Annotated in this window: 15 protein-coding genes; 5 read left to right on the forward strand and 10 right to left on the reverse strand. The window is 67.0% G+C overall.

The features are described 5' to 3' along the window. The first annotated feature begins 47 nt into the window (after nt 1–47). Nucleotides 48–470, forward strand: a complete 423-nt coding sequence (locus tag V6X30_RS01745; protein ID WP_408022351.1) for a DUF423 domain-containing protein — start codon at nt 48–50, stop codon at nt 468–470. On the opposite strand, the gene pdeM is transcribed toward V6X30_RS01745, so the two are convergent. From pdeM to V6X30_RS01765, 4 genes are read right to left on the reverse strand one after another with little or no spacing between them, the layout of a single operon-like run. Beyond that, nucleotides 455–1,123 (reverse strand): ligase-associated DNA damage response endonuclease PdeM, encoded by a 669-nt coding sequence (pdeM, locus tag V6X30_RS01750; protein WP_367982919.1) that lies wholly within the window; start codon nt 1,121–1,123, stop codon nt 455–457. The two genes, V6X30_RS01745 and pdeM, sit on opposite strands and share 16 nt — an antisense overlap. Further along, on the reverse strand, nt 1,120–3,576 hold the full coding sequence (locus V6X30_RS01755; RefSeq protein WP_367982920.1) for a ligase-associated DNA damage response DEXH box helicase: 2,457 nt from the start codon (nt 3,574–3,576) through the stop codon (nt 1,120–1,122). The genes pdeM and V6X30_RS01755 overlap by 4 nt, the downstream gene beginning before the upstream one ends. After that, a complete protein-coding gene (locus V6X30_RS01760; protein WP_367982921.1) occupies nt 3,573–5,162 on the reverse strand; it encodes an ATP-dependent DNA ligase in 1,590 nt (529 codons plus the stop codon). Before V6X30_RS01760 ends, V6X30_RS01755 begins: the two co-directional genes overlap by 4 nt. Beyond that, the gene (locus tag V6X30_RS01765) at nt 5,162–6,166 is read right to left on the reverse strand and encodes a ligase-associated DNA damage response exonuclease (protein WP_367982922.1); all 1,005 of its coding nucleotides are present in this window, start codon (nt 6,164–6,166) and stop codon (nt 5,162–5,164) included. The genes V6X30_RS01760 and V6X30_RS01765 overlap by 1 nt, the downstream gene beginning before the upstream one ends. Nucleotides 6,167–6,201: 35 nt before the next feature. Here V6X30_RS01765 and V6X30_RS01770 point away from each other — a divergent pair, with 35 nt between their 5' ends. Then, complete coding sequence (locus V6X30_RS01770; protein ID WP_367982923.1) at nt 6,202–6,969, forward strand: SDR family NAD(P)-dependent oxidoreductase; 768 nt, start codon at nt 6,202–6,204, stop codon at nt 6,967–6,969. Nucleotides 6,970–6,980: 11 nt separating this feature from the next. Here V6X30_RS01770 and V6X30_RS01775 read toward each other — a convergent pair whose 3' ends face one another. Genes V6X30_RS01775 through V6X30_RS01795 form a run of 5 tightly spaced genes read right to left on the reverse strand, consistent with a single transcriptional unit; the run spans nt 6,981 to nt 11,861 of the window. Then, entirely contained in the window at nt 6,981–8,402 is a 1,422-nt protein-coding gene (locus tag V6X30_RS01775; protein ID WP_367982924.1) for a M20/M25/M40 family metallo-hydrolase, read from the reverse strand. A gap of 51 nt (nt 8,403–8,453) precedes the next feature. Beyond that, nucleotides 8,454–10,244: an SLC13 family permease gene (locus V6X30_RS01780; protein ID WP_367982925.1), complete on the reverse strand. Its 1,791-nt coding sequence runs from the start codon at nt 10,242–10,244 to the stop codon at nt 8,454–8,456. 21 nt (nt 10,245–10,265) lie between these two features. Next, entirely contained in the window at nt 10,266–11,186 is a 921-nt protein-coding gene (locus tag V6X30_RS01785; protein WP_367982926.1) for an ABC transporter substrate-binding protein, read from the reverse strand. Between the two features lie 15 nt (nt 11,187–11,201). After that, on the reverse strand, nt 11,202–11,384 hold the full coding sequence (locus V6X30_RS01790) for a hypothetical protein (protein WP_367982927.1): 183 nt from the start codon (nt 11,382–11,384) through the stop codon (nt 11,202–11,204). 30 nt (nt 11,385–11,414) lie between these two features. Continuing rightward, nucleotides 11,415–11,861 (reverse strand): ProQ/FINO family protein, encoded by a 447-nt coding sequence (locus V6X30_RS01795; protein ID WP_367982928.1) that lies wholly within the window; start codon nt 11,859–11,861, stop codon nt 11,415–11,417. A 131-nt stretch (nt 11,862–11,992) separates the two neighbouring features. On the opposite strand from V6X30_RS01795, the gene V6X30_RS01800 reads away from it, so the two are divergent. From V6X30_RS01800 to V6X30_RS01810, 3 genes are read left to right on the forward strand one after another with little or no spacing between them, the layout of a single operon-like run. Beyond that, a complete protein-coding gene (locus tag V6X30_RS01800) occupies nt 11,993–12,412 on the forward strand; it encodes a hypothetical protein (protein WP_367982929.1) in 420 nt (139 codons plus the stop codon). A 1-nt stretch (nt 12,413) separates the two neighbouring features. Then, nucleotides 12,414–13,094 carry a uracil-DNA glycosylase family protein gene (locus V6X30_RS01805; protein ID WP_367982930.1) on the forward strand — a complete coding sequence of 227 codons (681 nt, stop codon included), beginning with the start codon at nt 12,414–12,416 and terminating at the stop codon, nt 13,092–13,094. After that, complete coding sequence (locus tag V6X30_RS01810) at nt 13,091–13,906, forward strand: creatininase family protein (protein WP_367982931.1); 816 nt, start codon at nt 13,091–13,093, stop codon at nt 13,904–13,906. Before V6X30_RS01805 ends, V6X30_RS01810 begins: the two co-directional genes overlap by 4 nt. Here V6X30_RS01810 and V6X30_RS01815 read toward each other — a convergent pair. Then, a complete protein-coding gene (locus tag V6X30_RS01815) occupies nt 13,897–15,012 on the reverse strand; it encodes a GTP cyclohydrolase II (RefSeq protein ID WP_367982933.1) in 1,116 nt (371 codons plus the stop codon). The genes V6X30_RS01810 and V6X30_RS01815 overlap by 10 nt on opposite strands. Nucleotides 15,013–15,044: the final 32 nt, after the last annotated feature.

The raw sequence follows: 15,044 nt of genomic DNA on the forward strand, positions 1-15,044 counted from the left end.
CTCTTGGCCGGCCTCAGCGTCGGCTTTTTTTTGTCTGAAGGAAACTGATGATGCAGGGAAACGGCCATATCGACGGGTTCCGGAGCCTGGTTGCCGGTGTGCTTCTGCTCGGTACGGGCGTGGTCCTGGGTGCCTTCGGAGCGCACGGGCTGGATGAAAACCTGTCGCCGGCCAGCCGGGCGGCCTGGCAGACGGCGGTGCAATACCAGCTGATCCATGGCCTGGCGATTTTCGTCCTCGGGGCAATCGCCGACCGCCTGCCGGCGGGGCAGATCCGGGGGCATGCGGCATTCCTGCTCGGCGCGGGCTGCGTGCTTTTCAGCGGCAGCATCTACTGGCTCACCCTCGGAGGCCCCTGGTGGCTGGGCCCGGTGACGCCGCTGGGGGGCGTGACCATGATCATGGGCTGGGTGTGGGTGCTGCGCTGGCTGTGGCTCGCCCGGGCGCAGGCGACTCAGCCCGCCGGCTGAGGTCCGTCCACTGCCAGAACCGCCTCGCCACTGGTGACGTAGCGGTACCGGCCACGACCCGCGCTTACCGGCGCGCCACCGGTCATGCCGCCAAAGGCCGGCAGTATCAGACCGTTGGCGGGTTCGCGGATGAATGCCGGCAGCCGCAGACTGTCACCACCGGCGTTGAGTCGGACCACGGGATGCCAATGGCCGGCCACCCAGGGCTGACCGGTTGCCCGCTCGGGTGGGTGATGCCGCAGCACCAGGCCATTGCGCTCGATGCCTTCTTCGTAACAATCCATCTCCGGCTCGAGTTGCCGTAGCCCCCGGTCATGGTTGCCGATGATCGCTGTCATCGCGATCCCGCCATGCCGGGCCCGCCAGTCGACGATCTGGCGATACAGGGCCGGATCGCTACCCAGCCGCACATGCAGGATATCGCCGAGCAGTATCACCTCCCTGGGCTGCCAGGCCGCGATCAGGGCATCCAGCCGTTGCAGACTCGAGGCGGTGTCACCCTCGGGTATGGCAAGACCGGCCCTGCGGAAGGCTGCTGCCTTACCCAGATGCAGATCGGCCAGGAGCAGTGCGGACAGCGCCGGCCAGAAAACCGCCCGCTCCGGGAGTAGCTGCAGCGCATGCCCGCCGATGTCGACGGTCTGTTCACTCATGTGCGGTCGGCCGCGCGTTCGAGCTGCGCGACCATCTTCGCGACGCGATCCTGCCAGCGCTGCGTGGTCAGGCGGTTGCGCAGCCGCTCGGCCCAGAGGGGAAAGGCCAGGGGCGTGAAGCGTTCGGTGTCGTGAATGACCAGTTCGGCACTGGCGATGGCCTTGAGGGCGCTGCGCAGCCGCTCCACCTCCAGGGCGCTGTCCAGCACCTCCCGCCGCGCCTGGGTGAGCAGCCGGTTATCGGGGTCGTAGCGATTGATGGTGTCGAAGATCAGTCCACTGGAAGCCTGCAGTTGGCGCGCCGTTTTGCCGCGCCCGGGATAGCCCTGGAAGATCAGACCGGCAATCCGGGCGATGTCCCGGAACTGGCGGCGGGCGAGTTCGCTGGCGTTCATCGCCGCGAGCAGATCATCCACCAGGCCGTCCGGGGAGAACAGCGCGCGCCACTCGTGCTCATCCATTGAGGGTAACGGCTCACCGACCAGCTCAAAGCCATAATCATTGACCGAGAGGCTGAAGGTCGCCGGACTCTGCTGGCCCAGCCGCCAGGCGGTGAGCGTCGCCAGGCCCTCATGGGCGAGTCGGCCGGCAAAGGGGTAGACGAAAAGATGCTGACCCTCCCGCGATCGGGTGCGCTCGATCAGCAGTTGCCCCGGGCGGGGCAGAGACGACCAGCTCGACTGAATCTGCAGCAGCGGTTTGATGGCCGCCATCTCCGGCTCGCCGCAATGGCCGTCGGCGGCTTCGGAGAAGAGTTCGAGGACACGACCGGCGAGCGCGGTGGACAGCGGCAGCCGGCCACCCTGCCACCGTGGTACCGCCTGGCGTCGGGACCCCGCACGTTTGACGAAGGCGGTCAGATCGCGGACGCGGATCAGCTCAAGGCTGCGCCCGGCAAACAGAAAGGCATCGCCGGGCTTGAGCCGGGCGATGAAGCTCTCCTCGATGGTGCCGATATGCCCGCCGCGCTGGTAGCGCACGGCGATGGCGGCATCGCTGGTGATCGTGCCAATGCTCATGCGGTGGCGGCTGGCCTGGGCTCGCCCGGCGATCCGGTAAACACCGTCGCTGCCCCGCACGACCCGCTGGAAGTCGGGATAGGCCTCCAGTACCGGACCGCCGCGGGTCACGAACTCCAGGACCCATTGCCAGGCGTCGTCGCCGAGTCCGCTGTAGGCATGGGTCGTGCGGATCTCCTCCAACAGGTGATCGGCTTCAAAGCCATCGCCGGTCGCCAGCGTCACCAGGTGCTGGGCAAGCACGTCCAGGCTGTGTCTCAGGGGGCGCCTTGCCTCCACTTCGCCGGCGGCCCAGGCCCGCCGCGCCGCGGCAATCTCCACAAGCTCCAGGGCATGCGTAGGGACACACAGGATGCGACTGTCGCGGCCGGGCTGATGGCCACTGCGGCCGGCCCGCTGGGCCAGACGGGCAACCCCCTTGGGACTGCCCACCTGGATCACCTGGTCCACCGGGGAGAAGTCCACGCCCAGATCGAGGCTGGAGGTGGCGACCACGCAACGGAATTGGCCGGCGGCGAGGCCGGCCTCAATACGCTCGCGCAGGCTGCGATCGATGGAGCCATGATGCAGGCCGAGCCCTTCGAGCCAGTCCGGTCGGGCCCGGAGGAGTGATTCGAACCAGAGCTCGGCCTGGGAGCGGGTATTGGTGAAGAGCAGACAGCTCTTTGGGGTCTCCAGGGCGTCGATCACGTCGTCGATGAGCTGGGTGCCGAGATGGCCGGCCCAGGGAAAGCGTGTGTCGGCCGCCGGCAGCAGCGTGCGGATATCGATGGGGCGGGCCGGTGGGCCCTGAATGAGCCGGCCCGAGGCGCTGTCCTCGCCGAGGAGGCAGTCCCGGGCCTCTTCGAGATTACCCAGGGTCGCTGAGAGCCCCCAGGTCCGTAGCCCCGGCGCCAGCCGCCGTAGCCGGGCCAGACAGAGCTCCAGCTGCACACCCCGCTTGGTGCCTATGAGCTCATGCCATTCATCCACCACGACGGTGTTCAGGTTGCGGAACTGGCGGGCGGCGTCACGATAGGAGAGCAGCAGCGACAGGCTCTCCGGCGTGGTCACCAGCACTTCCGGCGGTCGCTGCCGTTGCCGGGCCCGGGCGCTACTGCCGGTATCTCCGGTTCGCTTTTCCACCCGCCAGTCGAGGCCCACACCGGCGGCGGCAGCAGCGAGGTTGTTGACGGTATCGCCGGCCAAGGCCCGCAGCGGCGTAATCCACAGGACCCGCAGGCCGCCTCGGCGGTCGCCGCGATCCGCCTCGCTCAGGCCCTCGATCAGCGGGCCACCCCAGGCGGCGAGGGATTTGCCGGAACCGGTCGCGGAATGGATCAGCCCACTCTCGCCACGGCCATAGGCCGCCCAGGCGTCCAGCTGAAACGCTTCGGGCCGCCAGCCGCGGGCGGTGAACCAGGCGGTCAGCCGGGCCTGCGGGTTGTCGCTCATGGCAGCAGGGCCTTCGCCTGGGCCAGCGTATCGGCGTCTCCGGGGCCGAGATCCTCACGCCAGCGTGCGATCCGTGGAAAGCGCAGGGCAAGTCCGGACTTATGGCGTGATGAGGGCGCAATACCCTCGAAGGCAAGTTCGAAGACCTGGACCGGTTCCACCGAGCGCACCGGCCCGAAGCGCTCTCTTGTGTGGCGACGGATCCATCGGTCGAGACGCCGGATCTCGGCATCATCCAGCCCGGAATAGGCCTTGGCGATGGGCACGAGACGCTCTCCATCGGGGACGGCGAAGCTGTAATCGGTATAGAGGTTGGCGCGGCGGCCATGCCCCGGCTGGGCATACAGCAGAATGACATCCAGGGTCAGCGGGCTGATTTTCCACTTCCACCATGGGCCGCGGGGACGTCCGGTGCCGTAGGCGGTGTCGCGGCCCTTGAGCATGATGCCTTCCACCCCGCGTTCACGGGACTGCTCGCGCAGCGCGGCGAGATCGCGCCAGCTGTCGCACGCTATGCGGGGCGAGAGCATCAGCGGTGTATCGATGCCGGCCATCAGTTCCTCGAGCCAGGCCCGACGGCGCTCAAGGGGTGCCTCGCGCAGGTCCCGGCCGTCCGCCTCCAGCAGATCGTAGGCGAGCAGTCGCACCGGCACCTCGCGCATGAAACGCTGGCTCACCCGTTTGCGCCCCAATCGGCGCTGGAGCTGAGCGAAGGGAAGTACCGTGTCTTTCCAGGCGAGGACCTCGCCATCAATGACCGTATCCGGCGGCAGCTGGGTCGCCCCCTGCGCGAGCTCAGGGAAGGTCTCGGTGATCAGCGATTCACCGCGGGACCACAGGTGGACGGCATCCGCCCGCCGGACCAGTTGCGCGCGGATACCGTCCCACTTCCACTCCAGCTGCCAGTCGTCGATGGCACCCAGGGACGCCGCCGGCTCATCCTCCAGCGGATGAGCGAGGAAAAACGGGTAGGGCCGCGAGGCGTCTTCCCGGCCGGAGCGTTCGTCGAACAGGCCGCGAAAGAAAGCCGCATCCGGAGTCCACTGGCCCATCAGCCGATGGGCGATCACCGGCCGGGGCTGGCCGCTGGCCTGGGCCAGGGCCCGTTCGACCAGTGTCTGGGAGACGCCCACGCGCAGCGCGCCGGTGAGCAGCTTGGTGTAGAGAAAGCGCGAGCCCTCGTCCAGCTGCTGCCACGCCGTGGTGACCCGTTGCCGACGCGCGTCGTCGTCAAGCTCGCGCAGGACCTGGATCTCTTCCTCCAGCCAGACGGCGAGCCCGCGGTCATCGGTCGGCCCGGCATCTCCAGGCCCCTGGAGCAGTAATGCGATGGTCTCGGCAAGATCGCCGACATGCTCATGGGTCTCCTCCACGAGCCAGCCCGGCAGTCCGCTGACATCCGCCAGCCACTGACGCAGCTGCATCGGCCCGATCAGCCGCTTCAGACGTCGGCCGCTCAGGAAATACACCGCCCAGGCGCCGTCGGCGGCCTCGACCGTTGAGAAATAGTCCGCCATGGCCGCCACCTTGGCGTTGGTGCCGCGCTGTTCATCCAGTTCCCGGAATAGGGCTGCGAACGCCTGCATCAGTCGCTGTCCTCGTCATCGCCGAACAGTGTGGCCAGCGGGCGGGCCTGCAGACCCTGTTCATTGAGGTAGCGCACCAGTTCATCCGCGCGGCCATGCGTGGTGAGGACCTGGCGGGCGCCGGTGTCGCGGATGGTCTGCAGCAGGCCGGGCCAGTCGACATGGTCGGAGATCACGAAACCCCGATCATGACCGCGCCGCCGGCGGTTGCCACGGATTCGCATCCAGCCGGACGCGAATCCGGTCACCGGCTTGCGGAAACGCCGCATCCAGGTGGAACCGGCTGCACTGGGCGGTGCGATGACCAGGCTGCTGCCATAGTCCTCGTCCTTCGCGGCCTCGCTGACCATGCGGGTGGGTGGCAGTTCCACGCCGGCATCCCGATAATCCTGGGTGAGCGGGGCAACCGCCCCGTGCAGGTAGATCGGGCCGGGATGTTCCGCCGGCAGCGCCGCCAGCAGCCGCTGGGCCTTGCCGAGGGCATAGGAGAAGAGCATCGTGGTGCGGCGCTCACTGGCGTTCCGCTGCCACCAGGCGTGGATGTCGGCGGCCACCGACTCCACCGCCGGCCAGCGGTAGACCGGCAGGGCAAAGGTGGCCTCGGTGATGAAAGTATCGCAGGCAAGGGGCTCAAACGGCGCGCAGGTGGGGTCGGCGTCGCGCTTGTAGTCGCCCGAGGCGACCCAGACTTCCCCGCGGTATTCGACGCGGATCTGTGCCGAGCCGAGAATATGGCCGGCGGGGTGCAGGCTGACCGCCACCGGACCGAACTGCACGGGGACGCCGTAGTCCACACCGTGGATGACTCCCCTTGGTCCCAGGCGTCGGCGCAACAGGCCCAGCCCCGGGCTGGCGGCCCAGTACTGTTCGCTGCCAGCACGGGCATGGTCGGCGTGGGCATGGGTGATCACGGCGCGGGACACCGGGCGCCAGGGATCGATGTAGAAATCGCCGGCGGCACAGTAAAGACCCTTGCCCGTCGGCTGTATGAGCGGCGACGACATAAAGCCTATTGTAGCGCGGCTTGAGGAGTGTATTGATGGACACGCTGAATGCCGAATCCACCGCGCTGGTCGTGGGGGCCAGTGGCGGTATCGGTCATGCCTTTGTGCGCCGGTTGCTGGCCGAGAGTCGGGTCAGGCGGGTCTGGGCGGCCACCCGCTCGCCGCGCAGTCCCGACCTGATGGCCCTCGGGGAGGCCTACGGCGATCGCCTGGCGCCCGTGGTGGTGGATATCCTCGACGAGCAGAGCATCGCCGATCTCGCGCGGCACATCGGCGGGCGCGATCCGCGGCTCCACCTGCTGATTAACGCGTTCGGGTTCCTGCATGACCGCGAGGCGGACATCTGGCCCGAAAAGCGCCTCGAGGACATCACGCCGGAGGCCATGCTGCGCAACTACCGCGTTAATACGCTGGCACCGGCGCTGATCGCACGACACTTCCTTCCGCTGCTTAACCACCGGGAGAGGGCCGTGTTCGCCAGTCTCTCGGCCCGGGTGGGCAGCATCGGCGATAACCGGCTGGGCGGCTGGTACAGCTACCGCACCAGCAAGGCCGCCCAGAATATGTTCACCCGCGGACTGGCGATCGAGTGTGGTCGCCGTGCCAAGCGGGTGATCTGTCTCGCCCTGCACCCCGGCACCACCGACACTGGCCTGTCCGAGCCGTTCCAGGGACGTGTGCCGGAGGACAAGCTGTTCAGCCCGGACTTTGCCGCCGGCAAACTCCTCGAGCGCATCGACGCCGCCAGCGCGGAAGATTCGGGCGGATTTTTCGCCTGGGACGGCGCGCCGATTCCCTGGTGAGGCCTGCCGGGTCAGGCGGCACTGGATTGTGCCGCCAGTGCCTCGGCAACCACACCGCATAGGCGCTGGGCCATGGGCAGGTGGAGGAATTCGTTCGGGCCATGGGCGTTGGAACCGGGGCCGAGCACACCGGTGACGAGGAAACGGGCTGCCGGGAACTGCTCGCCGAGCAGGTTCATGAGCGGAATGCTGCCGCCTTCGCCCATGAACACGGCGGGCTTGCCGAACCAGTGTTCTGATCCGCGGGCGAGACTGTCACCGAGCCAGCCGGCGAATGCCGGCGCATTCCATCCGTTGGCGCCACCGGCCGCCCGGTAATGGACCTCCGCACCCTGCGGTGGCTCGCGTGTGAGTGCCTCGGCCACCGCCCGTCCGGCGATATCGCTGTCCACGGTTGGTGGCAGGCGTAGCGACAGTCTCAACGTGGTCTCCGGCCGGAGGACATTGCCCGCCTCGCTGCTCTCCGGCAGACCGCTGGCGCCGATCACTTCCAGCGCCGGCCGCCAGGTGCGGTTGAGAATGAGTGTCTCGGTATCCGCGCTGTTGGCACGGGTGCCACCCGCCAGGGGGAATTTCCCGGCCAGCGCGTCACCCACGATGCCGGCTGCCAGCGCGGCCTGATCCCGACGTTCGTCCGGTATGTCGGCCTGCAGGGCCGGGAGGCGGATATCCCCGGTCGCCGAATCCTCGAGGCGCTCCAGCAGTGCCCGGGCGATCCGGAAGCTCGACGGCACGACGCCGCCGGCGTCGCCGGAGTGCACGCCCTGGTCCAGCACCCGGACGGTCAGGTCGCCAGCGGCCATGCCCCTCAGCGAGGTGGTCACCCAGAGCTGATCATAGTTGGCGCAGCCGGAATCGAGGCAGACCACCAGGCCCGGTTCGCCGATGCGCCCGGCGAGATGCACCAGATAGGCGGGGAGGTCGGGGCTGCCGCTTTCCTCGGCACATTCGATGAGCAACATGCAACGCGGGTGGGGGACGCCCTGTTCGTGCAGGAGACGCACCGCCTCGAGCGAGGAGAACAGGGCGTAGCCATCGTCGGCCGCACCGCGCCCGTAGAGACGGTCGTCCGCGATCACGGGCTGCCATGGGCCCTTGTCGGCGTCCCAGCCGCTGGCCTCGGGCTGCTTGTCGAGATGCCCATAGAGCAGGGTCTCGCCGGCACCGGTGCCGGGAATATCCACCCACAACACAGGGGTCCGCCCGGGGAGGCGGATCACCTCGATCCCGCTACCGGGAGGTGCATGGCGTCGACACCATTCCTCGGCGAGGGCGACGGCTTCGTCAATGTGGCCATTGCGCGCCCAGTCGGGGTCGAAGGCCGGTGACTTCGCCGGGATTCGGATGAACTCCTGTAGCGCCGGGAGGATGTTGTCCTGCCAGTCGGATTCGACCATCTCCCGCGCCATGGCGGGGTTGAATTCATGGGCCATGGGGCCTCCGCTTGCTCTTTCAGGCTGTCTCGACAGGGTATCGGTCTGTCGCTAGAGCGGCCAGACCCGCGGGATGATCAGCAGGGCGAGGGTCATTACGATCAGGTTCAGCGGCAGGCCAAAGCGGAGGTAGTCGGTAAAGCGGTAGGCGCCCGGGCCGAACACCATCAGGTTGGTCTGGTAGCCGATGGGCGTGGCGAAGGCGGCCGAGGCGGCGATCATGATGGCGATCACGAAGGGCGTCGCGGAGACACCGAGCGACTCCGCGGCGGCCATGGCCACCGGGAAAATCAGCACGGCGGCGGCGTTGTTGGTGATGAGCTCGGTGGCCACCAGTGTCAGCAGATAAATGGCTGCCAGGGTGAGCAGTGGCCGATCGGCTGTCATGGCCATCACCTGGCTGCTGATCGCCACGGCAGCGCCGCTGTTATCCATGGCCTGGCCGATGCCCAGCGCCGCGCCGATCACCAGCAGGACATTCCAGTTGATATTGCGGATGGCTTCGCCCAGATCCATGCAGCGCGTGACGATCAGTGCAATGGCGGCCAGCAGGGCGGCATTGAGCATGCTCACCCAGGGCGTGGTCGCGAGTCCGACCATACCGATGAGAATGGGTAGCGCCAGCCAGGCCTTTTCGTGCTGTGGCGGGGCCGAATCCTCCACGCCGCTGACCAGATAGAAGTCACGGGCATCGCGCTGGCGCTCCAGAAAGCTGGGATGCGTCTCCAGCAGCAGCGTGTCGCCCGGGCGCAGGACGATATCGCCGATCTTGCCGGGTAACTGGCGGCCGCCGCGGGCAACGGCGATCACCGCCGCCTGGTAGCGCTCACGGAAACGGCCGGCGCGAATGCTGCGGCCGACAAGGGGGCAGGCCTCCGAGACAACCGCCTCCACGAGGCAGCGCTCGCGACGCGGCTCTTCCAGGTCTTCCACTGCATCGGTGGCCGGCTTCAGCCCGCGCATCTTGTGCAGGTCGACCACCGATTCCAGTACGCCAACGAACACCAGCCGGTCGCTGCCTTGGAGCTGCTCGGTGGGTCCCACCGCCGGTATAACGCGACCCCTGCGCTCAATCTCGGCAAGAAAAAGCCCGGGCAGATGGCGCAGCCCAGCCTCCTCAATGCTCTTGCCTACCAGGGGCCCTTCCGCCGTGACCTCGATCTCCACCGTATAGCGCTTCGGGTCGAGGCGGTCCGCGGTGGCGTCACGTCGATCCGGCAATAGCCAGGGCGAGGCGATCAGCAGGTAGGCCAGACCGGCCAGGGTAACCGGCACGCCAACCCAGGCCAGATCAAACAGCGCAAGACCTGGTGCCGCGTTCTGTGTGCGCAGGAGGTCATTGACGATCAGGTTCGTGCTGGTCCCGATCAGGGTGCAGGTGCCGCCCAGAATGGCCGCGTAGCTGAGCGGGAGGTAAAGCCGCGAGGCCGGCAGTTGCAGCCGTCGCGCCAGATCGTCCACCACCGGCAGAAACAGGGCGACAATGGGGGTGTTGTTGAGAAAGGCACTTAGGCCAGCTACGGGCGTAAGTAGCCGCCACTGTGCCGAGCGCAGACCCTCCGCGCGGCCAATGAGGGGGTTCGCGATCAGCGCCACTGCGCCGGTGCGGGTAAGCCCGGCTGCCACCACGAACAGCAGTCCGACGGTGATCAGGCCGCTGCTGCCGAAACCTTGCGCCGCCGCGGCCGGCGTCAGCAGTTGCTCAGTGCCACTGATCGCGGTGGCGGTGATCAGCACCGCGAGTCCGCTGAAAAGGATCCCCACCGGTGAGGCCCGGCCACTCACCAGTCCGCCCAGCACCGATAGCACGACGGCGATCGTCAGCCAGCCTTCCCAACCCATCGCTACCACTCCCTTGCCGGCTCAGGCCGCTTCCCCGAGCTCTTCGCGGCGGGCCTGACGCCAGTATCCCGGCGCCGGATCCGGCTGGCCATTGCCGAGAATGTGGGCCATGAGCTCCAGCCCGGTGAAGGCCGCTGGGCCGGGGCGGCTGAAAAAGCGGTTACCGTCGACCAGGTAAATCGCATGATTCCGCACGGCCACCAGCTCGTTCCAGCCAGGCCGTGAGCGCATCGATCTCAGACCACGGGCGGCGCCGGCCAGGGACTGTCCGCAGGGAAGCATGACGATGATTTCGGGGTCGAATCGCCGTACCGTGTTCCAGTCAACCACGACGGAGTGATCGCCCGGCGCACTCAGCGACTCACCACCGGCAGTAACGACCATATCGGGAATCCAGTGGCCGCCCACGAACAGCGGATCGGGCCATTCAACGGTCAGCACCCGCCTTGACGGCGCTCGATGACGGCGTACGGCCTCACGGCGCCGATCCAGCGTGTCGATCAGCGTGCTGCCGGTATCCGCAACACCCGCTGCCTCGGCCACCCGCCGGATGTCATGGATCAGGCCGTCCAGATCCCGTCCGTCCAGGGCCAGTACCTCGGCGTCGCCGATGGCCTCGGCGGTGAGGCTGCCGGGTGTTGCGGCACAGACATCACATAGTGACTGAGAGAGGATGAGTTGCGGGTCCAGCTCGCGGAGTGCCGCCTGATCGGCTTGGAACAGGGGCGCCCCCGATGCCAGGCGATCACGTACCTCTCGGTCAATCGCGGCCGGTTCGGTTTCCTGCGGGTCAAGAGCGGCCAGACTGACCCGTCGTCGATCCATGACCGAGGCCGGTTGATCGCATTCCGCGGAGATGCCGACCAGGCGGTCTTCGAGACCCAGGGCCGAGACGATCTCGGTGGCGCCGGGCAGAAGAGAGACGATTCGGTCTGGCTGCATGGGAAGGAGGAGGATCTAGCGGCGCCGCCGCTGAGCCTCGTGGTGGCTATCGATCCATGCCTGCTTTTTGAGATGCGACTGAAGTTCGCGTCGCAGCTGCTCTTCGAAGGCACGCGCTTCCAGTTCGCTATCCACTTGGGCGCGAAGCGCATTCAGTGCCTCACGGCTCATTTCCGCAAGTTTGATTTCTCGCTCCACTTATCTGCTCTCGTCGCTGATGGCGATGGTCTATTGATTGAATCGATCGGCGAGCTGCTGGAGCTTCTCCCGCCGGCGCTGCTCCGCCGCCTCCTCGGCTCGCAACCGCCGGCGCTCTGCTGCTCTCGCCTTCTGCTCGTTGCGTTGCTCGCGGGCCCGCGCAATGGCCTGTTCGGTCACCGCTTCGATCGTTTCACCGGCGAGGTTGATCCGTTCGTGACCGGCGATGATGGCGTTCAGATAGGCCGGTGAGCGGGTATATCGCGCCAGCGCCTGGCGGATCAGCCAGGTCGGAATATCGCTCGCCTGATCGCCGTCGTCCAGTGACTTGCGGATATCCTTCTCGATGCCGATCGCCAATGGTCTCACGTCATCACGCCTGGCGGTGAAACAGGCCGGAAACCGCTTGATCAGTTCATCGATAAACGCCCGCGTGCGCTCGGCACGACGGCGTCGCTGATTGGCTGTGTTAGACATGGCTAGAGGCCGGTTACTCCGGATTCGATCTGTCATTCCGGAGCATACGCCATACGCGCACGGGTCAACAGACCGCCAGTCGGGTTGTATGATGCCAGGATGTGAGAACAATTGCCGTTGGGGTAGAACCGATGAGCGCAGACACCGTGATCCCGAAAAACCAGCTTCTGAAGATTCTCGAAGACAGCCCGTTCGAGCATCTATCCAGCAGCGTCCATGTCATGGACAACCAGCGGGGCAGCGGACACGAGCTCGCTGGCGTGTCGTTGTACTCCAACGCCCGCGGCTGGATGGCTCAGGTCAACTGGCGGGCGGTCGTCGAGGCCGATGAAATCACCCTGCGCGTGGGCGATGGTGACAGCGGCGAGCGCGCTTATGAGCTGCGTGACGAACACCACACACGGCTGGCGGTGGGTGACGAAGGGGGCGACCCGGTCAGTGCCGACGAGGTCTCGGCACTGGTGGCGCAGTCGCCGCTGGCGAAGAGTTGGGAAGAGGATGTCGTGGGCGTGCTCAAGGAGACCCGAGAGCGCCAGGCGACGCTTCACTGACATGCGCCATCTACCGGCTGGGCTGCTGGATCGGTTCCGGGAGGCGGCCCGGGATCTCCCACAGCGGGATGATTCCGTCTATGCCCGAGCCGGCCGCGATCCCTGCGATCCGGTTTTTGGCCTGGGACCCAGGGATGCCGGGATCGCCTTTTTCGGGCGTGATCCGGGTCGGGACGAGGTGCATGTCGGCGTCCCTTTCATTGGCGCCGGAGGCCGCCAGGTCCGGCGGGTTCTGTACCGGCGCCATCATCACGGCGAGATGGTCGATACCGATGATGCCCTCAGGGCCGGTGAGGGCTATTTCTGGGCCAATACTGTGCCGTACAAGCCGGTGGGTAACCGGGCCTGGTCCATGCGCGTCAAACGGCAGTTCCAGCCGCTGGTGGCGGAGGTGTTGCTCCGCCTTTGGGAAGGCCGCCATATCATCAGTCTCGGTCGCGAGGCGTTTTTCTGGTTCGGGATCGGCCAGGGTCGCGAGGTGCGCCAGCATCTCGAGTATCACTGGCAAAGCCCGAATCGGTTTGAGACCTCGCTGAGCGTCGATTTTGCCGGTCCCGCGGGAATGGCCCGCACCCTCGAGATCCATCCGCTGCCGCATCCCTCGCCATTAAACGCGACCTGGTTCAAACGCTTCCCCGGACTGCTCGCGCAGCGTCTCGAGACGCTGGAGGAGCACTCGTGAGCGTTCACTACTGGGCGGAGCTCAACAGCGCTGGCGTGGCGGACTATCAGTCATCGGAGTCAGTCGCCATGCTGCCCCTGGGCGCGGTGGAGCAGCACGGTCCGCATCTGCCGCTGAACACGGATACTCGGATCGCACAGGGCCTGGCCGAGGAGGCCATGAAGCGCTATCGGTCAGGATGTCCGCTGCTGTGCCTGCCCGCGCTGAGTATCGGCCAGGGTATTGAGCATATCGCGCATTGCGGGACGCTGGCGCTTGAGCCGGCCACCTTCGAGGCGGTCCTCTATGATCTCGGCGCGTCGGTGGCCCGCGCTGGGCTACGGCGGCTGGTCCTCCTCTCCGCCCACGGTGGCAATCTGGCTGCCGTTGATACGGCGGCCCTGCGGTTGCGTCGTGATTTCGGTCTGCTCGTGGTCAAGGCCTGTTATTTCGACTTCCCGCCCCTCGCGGGCGCCATACCGGAGCGTGAGCTCCGCGAGGGGCTGCACGGCGGTGCCCTGGAAACGGCCTTGATGATGCATTTCGACCCGGCGCAGGTGGATATCGAGCGACTCGATCATCACCCGTCGATCGAGTTTGATGCGCTGGCCGACAATCATTGGCTGGGCGCCGAGACACGGGCGGCACGATTCGCCTGGCTGGCGGACGATCTCAATCCCTCAGGGGTCTGCGGGGACAGCCGGCTTGCCACGGCGGCCCTGGGCGCTCGTCTTGCGGCGCATTATGGGGGGATCCTGGCCGCTGTGATCGAAGAGGCCGCTGGCTTTCCGCTCGACCGGCTCAAGTCGCCGGGGGCGGATCCTCAGCGCTGATTGCCGTCCGCCGCCGAATCGGCGAATACCTCTTCAAGCCAATGTCCCGCTCGGTTGGCCTTGGCCGTCAGATAGGGAGCGTTGTGACGGTTCAGCTCACCATGGATCGCCTCCCGGCCGGCGATCTCGACGCCAGCGGCTTCGAGCGCTGCAATCTTGCCCGGATTGTTAGTCATCAGCCGGACCCGGCTGATGCCCAGGTCATCCAGCATCGCAGCGGCGACATCGTAGCGTCGCTCGTCCTCCCCGAACCCGAGCAGCTGGTCGGCATCCATGGTATCCAACCCGGTATCCTGCAGCCCGTAGGCACGCAGCTTGTTGGCCAGGCCGATGCCGCGGCCCTCCTGGGCAAGATAGAGCAGGATGCCGCCGCCTTCCTCGGCAATGGCATGCACGGCACTGCGCAGCTGCTCCCCGCAGTCGCAGCGCAGCGAGCCAAAAAGGTCACCGGTCAGGCACGCCGAGTGCATGCGTAGCGCCGGTGTCGTCGGCCACTGCCGCGGGTCGCCAATGACCAGTGCGACATGCTCGAGCAGCCCATCCGCCTCGCGGTAGAGAATGAAACGCGACTGTTCCGCGCCGCTCAGCGGCACCCGGGCCTCGCTGACACGCTCCGGGTGGCGGCCGCTGTCGGCGAAAAACCGTCGTGCCTCTCCGCGGTCGATGGACAGCACCTCGCCCCGCTGGATCTCGCCGGCCAGGCGGTCCCGGTCAGGGTCACTCTCGATCGCCAGCAATGCGGGCAGGAGCGTTGCGCGTCGAGCCAGCTCCAGCGCCTGTCGTTCGCCGTCGGTCACCGGTCGGGCCGTCGTGCCGGTAGGCTCGGCATCCCGGCCCTTCGCCAGCGCTCGTGCGGTTTCCATGAGGCTGGCTTCAGGGACGGCGACGGCAATGCCATCACCGGCATGGCCATCCAGCCCGAGGGCCTCGGCGCGGTGAGCGGTGAGCAGCACGCTGGGAGTGCCGGAGGCCAGCCCGAGGGCCTGTTCAAGCCGGGCTTCGGTGAGATTCTCCAGTGCCAGTATCAGCGACCCGCCCGCCTCGCCGGCGACATGAACGGGCTCGCCGCGCCTGAGGTCGATCAGTGCGCGCCGGATACGCTGCATGGTTTCTCCTTTATTCCGGTCTCTGGCGATAG

The organism is Spiribacter sp. 1M189 (genome assembly GCF_040838345.1).
Classification (GTDB): Bacteria; Pseudomonadota; Gammaproteobacteria; order Nitrococcales; family Nitrococcaceae; genus Spiribacter; species Spiribacter insolitus.

Bases quoted from the DNA above. Each gene is read 5' to 3' on its own strand.
- V6X30_RS01745 (WP_408022351.1), top strand. From the start codon at position 48: ATGATGCAGGGAAACGGCCATATCGACGGGTTCCGGAGCCTGGTTGCC.
- pdeM (WP_367982919.1), bottom strand. From the start codon at position 1,123: ATGAGTGAACAGACCGTCGACATCGGCGGGCATGCGCTGCAGCTACTC.
- V6X30_RS01755 (WP_367982920.1), bottom strand. From the start codon at position 3,576: ATGAGCGACAACCCGCAGGCCCGGCTGACCGCCTGGTTCACCGCCCGC.
- V6X30_RS01760 (WP_367982921.1), bottom strand. From the start codon at position 5,162: ATGCAGGCGTTCGCAGCCCTATTCCGGGAACTGGATGAACAGCGCGGC.
- V6X30_RS01765 (WP_367982922.1), bottom strand. From the start codon at position 6,166: ATGTCGTCGCCGCTCATACAGCCGACGGGCAAGGGTCTTTACTGTGCC.
- V6X30_RS01770 (WP_367982923.1), top strand. From the start codon at position 6,202: ATGGACACGCTGAATGCCGAATCCACCGCGCTGGTCGTGGGGGCCAGT.
- V6X30_RS01775 (WP_367982924.1), bottom strand. From the start codon at position 8,402: ATGGCCCATGAATTCAACCCCGCCATGGCGCGGGAGATGGTCGAATCC.
- V6X30_RS01780 (WP_367982925.1), bottom strand. From the start codon at position 10,244: ATGGGTTGGGAAGGCTGGCTGACGATCGCCGTCGTGCTATCGGTGCTG.
- V6X30_RS01785 (WP_367982926.1), bottom strand. From the start codon at position 11,186: ATGCAGCCAGACCGAATCGTCTCTCTTCTGCCCGGCGCCACCGAGATC.
- V6X30_RS01795 (WP_367982928.1), bottom strand. From the start codon at position 11,861: ATGTCTAACACAGCCAATCAGCGACGCCGTCGTGCCGAGCGCACGCGG.
- V6X30_RS01800 (WP_367982929.1), top strand. From the start codon at position 11,993: ATGAGCGCAGACACCGTGATCCCGAAAAACCAGCTTCTGAAGATTCTC.
- V6X30_RS01805 (WP_367982930.1), top strand. From the start codon at position 12,414: ATGCGCCATCTACCGGCTGGGCTGCTGGATCGGTTCCGGGAGGCGGCC.
- V6X30_RS01815 (WP_367982933.1), bottom strand. From the start codon at position 15,012: ATGCAGCGTATCCGGCGCGCACTGATCGACCTCAGGCGCGGCGAGCCC.